Genomic DNA, 11,267 nt, shown 5'->3' on the forward strand with positions numbered 1-11,267 from the left:
GTCGGGTCGGCGGCCGGGATGTGCCGCGAACGGCACCCGGGCTCCGTCAGCCCTTCTCGACGACCTGCTTGATCCGTTCCAGGGTCACGCCGAGGTCCCCGGCCACCTTCTCGCCCCACTCGGCGAAGAACCGACGCTTCGCGTCCGCGTCCATCTCCGCGGTGATCCCGCGGATCCCCTCGGTGGCGGTGCCCATCCTGAAGTGGTGCACCAGCAGGCTGCCGTCGCCGTCGGCCTCGATGTCGAAGGCCCAGACGCTGTCCTGGGCCCGTCCGCCGCTGTCCCGCATGGCCCAGCGGAAGGTCCGGCCCGGGTCGGCCGCGAGCACCTCGGCGTGGGTGAACCAGGTGCCGCGGACCACCGGCGCCCAGGAGACCACGTCCGGGCTGCGCAGGTTCTCGCCGCGGAACACCGAACCGACCGCTCCGGGCTCGCCGGAGATCCAGCTGCCGCCCTGGCATTCCGGGCTCCACTCGCCGCTGCGCGGGAGGTCGCTGATCACCGAATAGACCTCGGCCGGTCCGGCGGAAATCCGGAGCTCGGCGCGGGATGCGAAAAGGGGCGCGATTTCTGCGGTGTTTTCTCCCATGGCCGGAATCCTGGGCGGCGGCGTGCGGGAGGGTCAAAGGTCGCCCGGCGGGTCCGTCAAGTCCGGTGGTGGACCTGACAGATCAGCGGCCGGCCGGTCGGGCGGCGGGTGGCGGCCCCGGTACGCTCCCGGCGCACGCGGGTCGGGGCGGGTCGGGTCGGGGCGGCTCGTGACCTGCCCCGCCACCTGTGCCGCGACCCGCCGGGCTACACCTCCAGGCCGAAGTGCAGGGCGGTCACGGCCATCCGGTGCGCGTGGTAGAAGCGGTGCGCGCCGTGGTTGGCCGTGCCCGAGTCCAGCTCGATCCGCACGCAGCCGGCGGCCCGGGCCCGCTCCCGGAGGACCGCGAAGAGCCGCCCGCCGACCCCGGTCGACCGGGCCTCGGGCGCGGTCACCAGGTCGTCGACGAAGAACAGCCGCCCCCGGCTGGTGGCCAGCACCCGGTGCGCGGCCACCGCCAGACAGCGCCCGCGGGCGTCGTACGCGGCCGTGAACACCAGCCCCTGGCCGTGCGCCTCGGTGGCGAACGCGACGAACCCGTCCGGGCCGAGCGCCGGCCGCAGGGCGCCGATCAGCGGTGCGACGTCGCGGGTCAGCGCAGGCGTTCCCGGTACGACGTCGACGACGGTCAGTTCCATCTGCGCGGCCCCCCTGGCGGCTTCGACGGTCAAGCGGTCAAACGGTCAAGCGGTCACGTGCTCACGTGCTGGTGAAGCGGTCGAGCGGTCGAGCGGTCGGCGTGGTCCGTCCGGTCACGTGGTCGCTCCGGTGGCGCGGTACACCTTGAGGAACGCCGTCACCCCGCTCGCCACGACCTCGGCGATCCGTTCCGCCGGCATCGGGATCGCACCGTAGAAGGTGGGTTGGGCGACGGCGATGAAGGTCAGCAGGTTGAGGTGGCGGGCCGCCTCGTCCGGGTCCGGCACCAGCAGCAGCCCGCGGTCGGCGAACTCGGTCATCCAGTGGGTGAGCACCCGGTGCGTCTCGCGGGGCCCGGCTTCCTGCCAGGCCTCCAGGACGGCCGGGCGGATGTGCAGGGCCTCGGCCTCGATCGTCCGGACCAGGGCCCAGTGCTCGGCGAAGGTGGTCAGCGACCCGACCCGGTCCAGGCCGAAGTCGATCAGGTCGCCGCGCAGGTCGACGATCTTCCGAAGGTGGCGGTCGGCGATCTTCGCCTGGGTGGCGGCCACCGTGGAGGCGCCCTCCAGGATCACCGACTGGAACAGCTGCTCCTTGTCGGCGAAGTGGTTGTAGATGGTCCGCTTGGAGACGCCGGCCTCGGCGGCGATGGCGTCCACGCTGGTGCGGGTGAAACCCTCGCGGCCGAACACGGTGCGCGCGGCGCGGGCGATGGCCACCCGCTTCTCCGGCATGCCGCGGTGACCGGCGGCCTGAGTGGCCGGTGTCGCCGGGGCGGCCTGGGCCGCCGTGGCGTCCGGCGTGGCCGGCGTGGCCGAAACCGGTGCCGTCGCGGTCTGTTCGACCATCGGAATAACCTCCTTGCAGTGCACTACATCGTGTAGTTTACGACATGCTTGAGGTGAAGCGGACTTGAAGTCCTACGCTCGGTGGCACGTCCAGAACCACCCGGAGGGAAGCGTTCCATGGCCGTTCAGCTGAACCACACGATCGTTCCGGCGCGCGACGACAAGGAGTCCGCGCGCTTCCTCGCCGACATCCTGGGCCTCGCCGACCCGGTCTACAGCGAGCCCTTCCAGATCGTCCGGCTCAGCAACGACGTCGCGCTCGACGTCATGCGGGTCGACGGCCCGATCACCACCGGGCACTACGCCTTCCTGGTCGACGACACGGAGTTCGACGAGATCCTCGACCGGGTCAGGGCCCGCGGGCTCACCTTCTGGGCCGACCCGTTCCACCGCCACGCCGGCCGCACCAACGACTGGTACGGCGGGCGCGGCGCCTACTTCGAGGACCCCAGCGGCCACAACCTGGAGATCATGACCCGCGCCTCCGACGCCGGCCGCTGAGGCCCGCGACGGACGGCCCGGCCGCGGCCCCGGGGGGAGGCCGCGGCCGGGTCCCGCCGCCCGCGACGGTCCTCGTCGCGGGCGGCCACCCCGGCCCGCCCCCTCCCGGGGCCTCCCCGCACGGCCGATGGTGACGCTCCGTCAACAAGCCTTCCGGGCCGACCTGACAGAGAGCGGATGCGGACGGGATTGCTCCGCCCGCGACCGGGTTAGCCTCCCGGCATGATCGAGACCACAGGGCCGGTGTACCGGCCGGGCGATGACGACTACGACGCCCAACGGACCGGATACAACCTCGCGTTGGACCACCACCCCGCACTGGTGGTGGCCGCCGCCGACACCGCCGACGTCGCGGCCGCCGTCCGGTACGCCGACGAGCACGGCCTCGCGGTCGCCGTCCGCGCCACCGGCCACGGCATCTCCGTCCCCACCGACGGCCAGCTCGTCATCAGCACGGCGGGGCTGAAGGGCGTCACGGTCGACCCGGACGCCCGCACCGCCACCCTCGCGGCCGGCGTCCGCTGGCACGAGGTGCTCGCCGCCGCCGCACCGCACGGCCTCGCCCCGCTCAGCGGCTCCAACCCCGACGTCGGCGCGGTCGGCTACACCCTCGGCGGCGGCATCGGCCTGCTCGGCCGCCGCTACGGGTACGCCGCCGACCACGTCCGCCGCCTCGACGTGGTCACCGCCGACGGCCGGCTGCGCACCGCCACGCCCGACACCGAGCCCGACCTGTTCTGGGCCCTGCGCGGCGGCAAGGACAACTTCGGCGTCGTCGTCGCCATGGAGATCGACCTCGTCCCGGTCGCGACCCTGTTCGGGGGCGGCCTCTACTTCCCCGCCGAGTCCGCCGCCGCCGCGCTGCACGGCTGGGCCGAGTGGAGCCGGACGGTTCCCGAGGAGCTCGCCACCTCCGCCCAGCTGATCCGCTACCCCGACCTGCCCGTGCTGCCCGAACCGCTCCGCGGCCGGTACGCCGCCGTCCTCCGGGTCGCCTGGAGCGGCCCCGCCGACCAGGGCGAGGACCTGGTCAAGCCGCTGCGCGCCCTCGGCACCCCGCTGCTCGACACCGTGCGCGAGCTGCCGTTCCAGGACGCCGGCACCATCCACCACGAACCGCCGTTCGCGCACCCCGCGTACGACCGCAACACCGCGCTGCGGGAACTCGCCCCCGAGACGGTGGACACCCTCCTCGACCTCGCCGGGCCGGACACGGACAGTCCGCTGATCGTCGAGGTCCGTCTCCAGGGCGGCGCCTACTCCCGCGAGCCGGCCGTGCCGAACGCGGTCGGCGGCCGCGACGCCGGCTACCTCGCCTTCTCCACCAGCCTGATCGAACCGGGCCGGCTCGACGACCTGCGCGCCGCCCACCGCACCCTGCACGAACGCCTCGGCCCGTGGTCCACCGGCGGGGCCTTCGCCAACTTCTTCGGCTTCGACGCCGCCGACCCGGCGACCGTCCGCACCGCCTACCCCGAGGACGTCCACCGGCGGCTCACCGAACTCAAGGCCGTCTACGACCCGGGGAACCTCTTCCGCCTGAACTTCAACATCCCGCCCGCCGCCTGACGCCCGCCGCCCGACGTCCGGCCGCGCGGTGCCGCCGGCCGACGTCCGGCCGCCACGACGTACGTTTCTCCTCGTCCTTCCCCGCCGGGCAACGGTTCACCACCGTCCCGGGCTCTGGGAGGGCGAGGAGGTACTCATGGGAGCCAAGAAGGCCGAGCGGGACTTCGAGTTCAACGCGTTCATGACCGGTGCCTGGCCACGTCTGATGCGCACGGCGTTCCTGCTGTCGGGGGAGCGCTACCTGGCGGAGGACCTGGTCCAGACGGCACTGGAACGGACGTACGCGGCCTGGGGGAAGGTCACCCGGGCCGACGATCCGTACGCGTACGTGCGCCGGATCCTGATCAACGAACACGCCCGCCGGTTCCGGCGGAAGCTTCCCGAGCGGCTGGTCACCGCCGTTCCCGAGCAGTCCGGCCCGGACGGCTTCGGACGGGTCGACGACCGGGCGGCGCTGCTGGAGGCGCTCGGCACGCTGCCCCCCGGGCAGCGCCAGGCGGTGGTGCTCCGGTACTGGGAGGACCTCAGCGAGTCCCAGGCCGCCGCCGCCATGGGCTGCTCCGTGGGCACGGTCAAGAGCCAGGCGTCGAAGGGGATCGCCAAGCTGCGCGAGCTCTCCTCACTCAACACCAGGACGAGCATCGGAGGTGCGGCGTGAACCGCGACGAAACAGGGTCGGCCGGAGCGGTCGAGGGAACGGGGGCGGTGGCCCGGGAGCTCTCCGGACTGGCGGAGACGGTGCAGATCGGCCCCGTGCCGTACACCGCCGTCCAGGCCGGAGGACGCCGCAGGGTGATGCGGCGGCGGTCCCTGCTGACGGGGGCGACGGCGCTCGCCGTGGTCGCGGCCGTCGGCGGCGTCGCGGCCGTCCACGGCGGCCCCGGCCCGTCGTCCCGTACCGGGCCGCTGATCGCGGCGTCCGCGCCGCTCTCGCCCGCGGCGGGCCCCGGACAGGCTCCGGCCGCCACACCCACCCAGACCGCCCCGCCCGCCCCCCGGGACCCGTTCACACCGGTCCGGGTGCAGATGGCGTCGGGCACCAAGGACGGCAAGCCGTGGACCGCCTGGGCGGCCCTCTGGCCGGCCGTCTCCAAGGAACAGGCCCTCCAGCAGGCCCGGCTGATCTGGGAGGAGGACAAGGCGGCGGGCTCCACCGACTCCCCGCCGACCCAGGACTACGTCGACCAGTACCGGCACGCCGACCACGACCAGGTGGTCTTCTCCCTGATCGTGGACGGCAAGCGGATCTCGCGGTCCGTGGCGAGCGAGCAGCCCGTACGGGGCGCCGTCCCGTTCTGGGGCACCCCTCCGCCCGGCTCGACCCCGCCCGGCGGGGTCGAGGACGTCACCGGCGGCGCCGCCTTCCACGCCTGGGCCAAGAACGGCACCGACGACCCGTTCTACGGCGCCCCCGAGGTGGGCTTCTTCACGGTCGCCCCCGAGGTCTCCTACGCCGAGGTGAAGTGGGCCGACGGCACCGTCGCCCGGCCCGCCGTCGTGACCCTCGGCGACTCGCCCGTCCGTTGGATCGCCGCCGACGGCACCTCGTCCACGTACCGGGTCAGCCTCTACCGCGCGGACGGCACCCTCTTCGCGGCCCAGAAGGGCTGAGCCGCCCGTCCGGGGCCGGGTGCGCGGGTCCTGTGGTCGGAGCGGTCCACCGCCCCGGGTACCGGAGCGCGCAGCCCGGAACCCCCGGACGGGCCCGGGCCGAGCCGCGCGCGGCTCGGCCCGGGCCCGCCTGCGGACACACGCAGAAGGCCCCGGAGAGTGAACTCTCCGGGGCCTTCCCAGTACGGTGGCCAGGGCCGGGGTCGAACCGGCGACCTTCCGCTTTTCAGGCGGACGCTCGTACCAACTGAGCTACCTGGCCGTACTGCACCGTCTCTTGCGAGACGAGCGATCCCGACGGGACTTGAACCCGCGACCTCCACCTTGACAGGGTGGCGAGCTAACCAACTGCTCCACGGGACCTGAGGTGGTGTCGCTCCACCAGGTCTTGCCTTACTGCACTGTACTACGGTACTGCGTGCCCCCAACGGGATTCGAACCCGTGCTACCGCCTTGAAAGGGCGGCGTCCTGGGCCACTAGACGATGAGGGCTTGCGGCCTGTCCCGCTGTCTCCAGCGTTCGGGGACGTCGAGAAGCATATGGGATGCCGGGCGGATCGCCAAAACGGGTTTCGGCCAGGTGGGCGGTGGGGCGCCGGTGGGGCGGTCCGGCCCGGGTGCGAGCGCCGCGCGGTCGGGGTGCGGGCTCAGGACCAGCCGAGTTCGTCGAGCTCGTGGTCGTCGAAGCCGAAGTGGTGGGCGACCTCGTGGATCACCGTGGTGCGGACCTCGTCGACGACCTGCTCGCGGCTGTCGCAGAGGCGGAGGGTCGGTCCCCGGTAGACGAGGATCCGGTCCGGCAGCACGCCGGCGTACCACTCACCGCGTTCGGTGAGGGGGGTGCCCTCGTACAGGCCGAGGAGCTCGGGGTCGGCGGGGTCGGGTTCGTCCTCGACGAAGACCGCGACGTTGTCCATCATCGCCGCGAGCTGCGGGGGGATCTGGTCGAGCGCATCGCTGACCAGTACCTCGAAGTCTTCCCGGGTCATCTCCACCGGATCATTGTCGGGTCTGGGGTGACGGTGTGCCAGGCGGTCGACGGCGGTGTTTCATGGGCTCATGGCGACCTCGGAGGGCGTGGTGCCGGACGGCCCGGTGGGAGACCCGTCGCGGACGGTGGTCCCGCGGCGGCCGTCGGCGCTGCGCGGGCAGGGGCCGGCGGTGGCGGTGGTGGCGGTCGGCGGGGCGCTGGGGGCGGCGGCCCGGTACGGGGCCGGGCTGCTCTGGCCGACCGGGACGGCGGCGTTCCCGTGGACCACGCTGCTGGTCAACGTGGCCGGGTGCGCGGTGATCGGGGTCTTCCTGGTGGTGGTCACCGAGGGCCGTCCGGCGCACCCGTTGCTGCGGCCGTTCTTCGGGACCGGCGTGCTGGGCGGGTTCACGACCTTCTCGACGTACGCGGTGGACATCCGCGGGCTGCTGGAGGAGGGACGGCCGGGCCTCGGGCTGGCCTACCTCGGCGGGACGCCGGTGGCGGCGCTGGTGGCGGTCTGGGGGGCGTCCCGGGTGACGCGCCGTCTGGTCCGGCGCGGCGCGGGGAGGTCGGCGTGACGGGGCGGGGGCCGGAACCGGAACCGGGGGCGGATCAGGGGCGCGGTCCGGCGTCGTCGCGGCTGGGCGGGGAGGCGCTGCGGCTGACGGTGCTGGTCGGCGAGAACGACCGCTGCCGGCACCGCCCGCTGTACAGCGAGATCGTGCACCGGGCGCGGGCCGCCGGGCTGGCCGGGGCGAGCGTGTTCCGGGGGATCGAGGGTTTCGGGGCGTCGTCCCTGGTGCACACGGCGCGGCTGCTGTCGCTGAGCGAGGACCTGCCGGTGGCGGTGGTGATCGTGGACACGGAGGAGCGGGTGCGGGCCTTCCTGCCGCAGCTGGACGGGCTGGTGGCGGAGGGGCTGGTGCTGCTGGACCGGTGCGAGGTGGTCCGGTACGCGGGCCGCGGCGGGCCGTCCGCGGACGGCGCGGCGGGTCCGCGCGGCGAAGCCGGGGAGGCCGGGGCGTGAACTGGTTGCTGGTGGTGGCCGGCGCGGCGGTCGGTGCGCCGCTGCGGTACCTGACCGACCGGGTGGTGCAGTCCCGGCACGACTCGGTGTTCCCGTGGGGGACGTTCACCGTGAACGCGGCCGGCTGCCTGGTGCTGGGGCTGTTGACCGGCGCGGTGGCGGCCGGCGCCGCGTCCTCGCACGTCCGGCTGCTGGTCGGGACGGGGTTCTGCGGGGCGCTGACCACGTACTCGACCTTCTCGTACGAGACGCTGCGGCTGGCGGAGGGCGGGGCCGTGCGGTACGCGCTGGCCAACGTCGTGGGCAGCGTCGTGGCGGGCCTGGCGGCGGTCTACGCGGGGGCGGGCCTGGCCTCGGCGCTCTGGGGCTGATCGCCCGGCGAGCGGGGCGCCCTGGGGCGGTCGCGGGTCCGGTCGGGGCACGCCCGTTCGGACCCGGGGGCGGGCGCGGCGCTCGTTCGGGTGCTTCCGGTGGGCCGGTCCGTGTCCGTGCGCCGGGGGCGCGCGTTGGGCACCAGAAATGGTGGCCGCGCGCGGTGGGTGGGCGGTCCGCCCGGGGCGGGGTCAGGAGAGGGAGCGCGGTGGCGGCGAAGCGGGCGATGCGTGCGGTCCGTGCGGTGCGTACGGAGCGGGAGACGGGCACTCGGGAGGGGCGGCCGGCGGAGCCGTCGGCGGCCGGGATCCCGGCGAGGGAACCGGCGGAGTCCGGGCGCCCGGCGGCGGTGGTGCGGTCGCTCGCGGAGCGGCGGGCCGAGCCGCGCACGGCGGCGGTCCGGACCGGGGTGGTGCGGGCGGCGGCGGTGCTGGCGGTGGCCGGGCTGGGGCTGACCGGGTGCATGTCGGTGGGGCCCGGGGCGGACGAGAAGCACGGTGCGGTGCCGGTCGGCCAGGCGGGGACGGCGGCCAGGCCGGGGTCCGGCCCGTCGGCCTCGCCGACGGCCGGCGGGCACCAGGGTGGTGCCTCGGGGCGGCCGGAGCGTGCGGGGAGCGTGCAGGGGCAGAACGCGCCGGGTGGCGGCCTCGGCCCGGCCATGGGCGAGCAGCCCGTCGTGACGGGTGATCTGAGCGACGCGAACGGCGCACCTGCCGGCGCGGAGCCGGTACCGGCTGGTGCGCCCGGCGAGTCCGCGCCCGGCGTGAGCGGCTCGGCCGGGGGCGCGAGCGTCAGCCCGGCGCCCCACTCGGGCTCCGGTGCGACCGCGGGCGGTGCGGCGGGCGGCGCGGGCGGGACCGCGGGGACGGGACACACCACGGGGGGCACCGGGGCCACCACCGGGACGGGCGCGGGCCCCGGCGACGGCCGTTCCGGCGGCTCGGCGGCATCCACCCCGGCCGCGAGCCCGAGTGCCCGGCCGCCCGCCTCGCCGGAGCCCGGGCACACCACGCCCGCGCCGACCGCCACCCCGGCGCCGGAGCCGTCACCCGCTGTGACGGCCTCGTCGGCACCGAGTGCGGGGACCGGAGGGTAGTGGCGCGTGCGGCCGGGCTCCGGTTCCCAGGTCCGGCCAGCGCATTTGCCTTTGATCCCGAGGTTCGTCTATGGTGGTAGATCGTTCGTTTGATCCATTTGACTGGCGCCCTAACTCACCTGGCGCCCTTGGCGCGTTCCGGCGATCCGTGGCTGACCGCATAGAGGCGGTTGTGAAACAGAACCCCGGACTTTGGCGCGTGCCACTTCCGGAAGGTTTTAGATGTCTCTCGTTGACGACGCCCGCTTCGCCATGCCTGCGAGCGAGTCCGCCGCCGATGCCACCACCACCGAGCCGACCACCGACTCCCTCGACGCCGCCCAGCCGGTCGTCGAGGCCGACGCCGAGCTGATCGCCGCCGTCGACGAGGTCGAGGTCGCCGACACCGACGCGGTCGAGACCGCCGAGGAGCCCGCCGAGCCCACCCTCACCTTCGGCGACCTGGGCCTGCCGGACGACATCGTCCGCGCCCTCGCCAAGCGTGACGTCACCACCCCGTTCCCGATCCAGGCCGCGACCATCCCGGACGCGCTGGCCGGCAAGGACGTGCTGGGCCGCGGCCGCACCGGCTCCGGCAAGACCCTCAGCTTCGGCCTGCCGCTGCTGACCCGCCTCGCCGCCGGCGAGCGCACCCGTGCCAAGCACCCGCGCGGCCTGATCCTCGTCCCGACCCGTGAGCTGGCGATGCAGGTCGCCGACGCCCTGGAGCCCTTCGGCTCGGTGCTCGGCCTGCGGCTCAAGGTGGTCTGCGGCGGTACCTCGATGTCCAACCAGATCTACGCGCTGGAGCGCGGCGTCGACGTCCTCGTCGCCACCCCCGGCCGCCTGCGCGACCTGATCAACCGCGGCTCCGCCAAGCTCGCCGACGTCCAGGTCGCCGTCCTCGACGAGGCCGACCAGATGGCCGACATGGGCTTCCTGCCCGAGGTCACCGAGATCCTCGACCAGGTGCCGGCCGGCGGCCAGCGCCTGCTGTTCTCCGCCACCCTGGAGAACGAGATCGACACCCTGGTCAAGCGCTACCTGAACAACCCGGTCACCCACGAGGTCGACCCGTCGGCCGGCGCGGTGACCACCATGACCCACCACATCCTCGTGGTGAAGCCCAAGGACAAGGCGCCGATCACCAACGCGATCGCCGCCCGCAAGGGCCGCACGATCATCTTCGTCCGCACCCAGATGGGCGCCGACCGCGTCGCCGAGCAGCTCGTCGAGGCCGGTGTGAAGGCCGACGCGCTGCACGGCGGCATGACCCAGGGCGCCCGTACCCGGGTCCTCGGCGACTTCAAGGACGGCTACGTCAACGTCGTCGTCGCCACCGACGTCGCCGCGCGAGGCATCCACGTCGACGGCATCGACCTGGTCCTCAACGTCGACCCGGCCGGTGACCACAAGGACTACCTGCACCGCTCGGGCCGCACCGCCCGTGCCGGTCGCTCCGGCACCGTCGTCACCCTGGTGCTGCCGCACCAGCGCCGCGGCGTCTTCCGCCTGATGGAGGACGCGGGCGTCGACGCCGGCCGCCACATCCTGGACCACGCCTTCGACCCCGAGGTGGCCCGGATCACCGGCGCCCGTTCGCTGGTCGAGGTCCAGGCGGAGAGCGCGGCGAACATCGCCGGTGCCGCCGAGCGCGAGGTCGCCGACATGGGCCGCCAGCTGGAGCGCGCCCAGCGTCGCGCCGCCGAGCTGCGCGACGAGGCCGACCGGCTGTCCGCGCGGGCCGCGCGCGAGCGTGCCGACCTGGGCATCGTGGACGAGGCCCCGGCCGCCGAGGCCGAGGGCGAGGCCGTGACCACCGGCGAGACCGCCGTGACCGAGCCGGCCGCGACCCCCGCGGTGACCGAGGAGCGCGCGCCGTCGCACCGCGAGGCGCGCAGCGAGCGCCCCGCGTTCCGCGAGGACCGTCCGTCCTTCAACCGTGACCGTGACGACCGCGGTGGCCGCTCCGGTGGCTTCAACCGTGACCGTGACGACCGTGGCGGCTTCAACCGCGACCGTGGGGACCGTCCGTCCTTCAACCGTGACCGTGACGACCGCGG

General features: G+C 74.3%; 12 protein-coding genes and 3 tRNA genes. 8 read left to right on the plus strand and 7 right to left on the minus strand.

Translation table 11 applies throughout. From position 1 onward, the window contains the following. Positions 1 to 46 precede the first annotated feature (46 nt). From PUR56_RS13770 to PUR56_RS13780, 3 genes are all read right to left on the minus strand, one after another. On the minus strand, positions 47 to 589 hold the full coding sequence (locus PUR56_RS13770; RefSeq protein WP_380355347.1) for an SRPBCC family protein: 543 nt from the start codon (positions 587 to 589) through the stop codon (positions 47 to 49). A gap of 206 nt (positions 590 to 795) precedes the next feature. Further along, positions 796 to 1,227, minus strand: a complete 432-nt coding sequence (locus PUR56_RS13775; RefSeq protein WP_380355355.1) for a GNAT family N-acetyltransferase — start codon at positions 1,225 to 1,227, stop codon at positions 796 to 798. 114 nt (positions 1,228 to 1,341) lie between these two features. After that, positions 1,342 to 2,076 carry a TetR/AcrR family transcriptional regulator gene (locus PUR56_RS13780; protein WP_329949112.1) on the minus strand — a complete coding sequence of 245 codons (735 nt, stop codon included), beginning with the start codon at positions 2,074 to 2,076 and terminating at the stop codon, positions 1,342 to 1,344. A gap of 117 nt (positions 2,077 to 2,193) precedes the next feature. On the opposite strand from PUR56_RS13780, the gene PUR56_RS13785 reads away from it, so the two are divergent. The 4 genes from PUR56_RS13785 (at position 2,194) to PUR56_RS13800 (ending at position 5,757) form a co-directional block, all read left to right on the plus strand. After that, positions 2,194 to 2,577, plus strand: coding sequence for a VOC family protein (locus PUR56_RS13785; protein ID WP_329949113.1), 384 nt, complete (start codon positions 2,194 to 2,196; stop codon positions 2,575 to 2,577). Between the two features lie 222 nt (positions 2,578 to 2,799). Then, on the plus strand, positions 2,800 to 4,146 hold the full coding sequence (locus PUR56_RS13790; RefSeq protein ID WP_329949114.1) for an FAD-binding oxidoreductase: 1,347 nt from the start codon (positions 2,800 to 2,802) through the stop codon (positions 4,144 to 4,146). A gap of 136 nt (positions 4,147 to 4,282) precedes the next feature. Next, entirely contained in the window at positions 4,283 to 4,804 is a 522-nt protein-coding gene (locus PUR56_RS13795) for a SigE family RNA polymerase sigma factor (protein ID WP_329949115.1), read from the plus strand. Further along, on the plus strand, positions 4,801 to 5,757 hold the full coding sequence (locus tag PUR56_RS13800) for a hypothetical protein (protein WP_329949116.1): 957 nt from the start codon (positions 4,801 to 4,803) through the stop codon (positions 5,755 to 5,757). Before PUR56_RS13795 ends, PUR56_RS13800 begins: the two co-directional genes overlap by 4 nt. 188 nt (positions 5,758 to 5,945) lie before the next feature. Here PUR56_RS13800 and PUR56_RS13805 read toward each other — a convergent pair. The 4 genes from PUR56_RS13805 to PUR56_RS13820 form a co-directional block, all read right to left on the minus strand. Next, a tRNA-Phe gene (locus tag PUR56_RS13805) sits at positions 5,946 to 6,019 on the minus strand. Between the two features lie 27 nt (positions 6,020 to 6,046). Next, positions 6,047 to 6,120 (minus strand) — tRNA-Asp (locus PUR56_RS13810). 56 nt (positions 6,121 to 6,176) lie between these two features. Beyond that, positions 6,177 to 6,249, minus strand: a tRNA-Glu gene (locus PUR56_RS13815). 155 nt (positions 6,250 to 6,404) lie between these two features. Further along, positions 6,405 to 6,746 (minus strand): metallopeptidase family protein, encoded by a 342-nt coding sequence (locus PUR56_RS13820; RefSeq protein ID WP_329884514.1) that lies wholly within the window; start codon positions 6,744 to 6,746, stop codon positions 6,405 to 6,407. 70 nt (positions 6,747 to 6,816) lie between these two features. Here PUR56_RS13820 and crcB (PUR56_RS13825) point away from each other — a divergent pair, with 70 nt between their 5' ends. From crcB (PUR56_RS13825) to PUR56_RS13840, 4 genes are all read left to right on the plus strand, one after another. Continuing rightward, positions 6,817 to 7,308: a fluoride efflux transporter CrcB gene (gene crcB, locus PUR56_RS13825; protein ID WP_329949117.1), complete on the plus strand. Its 492-nt coding sequence runs from the start codon at positions 6,817 to 6,819 to the stop codon at positions 7,306 to 7,308. A gap of 62 nt (positions 7,309 to 7,370) precedes the next feature. Beyond that, a complete protein-coding gene (locus PUR56_RS13830; RefSeq protein WP_329884987.1) occupies positions 7,371 to 7,757 on the plus strand; it encodes a DUF190 domain-containing protein in 387 nt (128 codons plus the stop codon). Further along, complete coding sequence (crcB, locus tag PUR56_RS13835; protein WP_329949118.1) at positions 7,754 to 8,128, plus strand: fluoride efflux transporter CrcB; 375 nt, start codon at positions 7,754 to 7,756, stop codon at positions 8,126 to 8,128. The genes PUR56_RS13830 and crcB (PUR56_RS13835) overlap by 4 nt, the downstream gene beginning before the upstream one ends. Before the next feature lie 1,319 nt (positions 8,129 to 9,447). Continuing rightward, a partial coding sequence (locus PUR56_RS13840; protein ID WP_329949119.1) for a DEAD/DEAH box helicase occupies positions 9,448 to 11,267 on the plus strand: 1,820 nt, incomplete at its 3' end.

Source organism: Streptomyces sp. BE303, assembly GCF_036290945.1.
Classification (GTDB): Bacteria; Actinomycetota; Actinomycetes; order Streptomycetales; family Streptomycetaceae; genus Kitasatospora.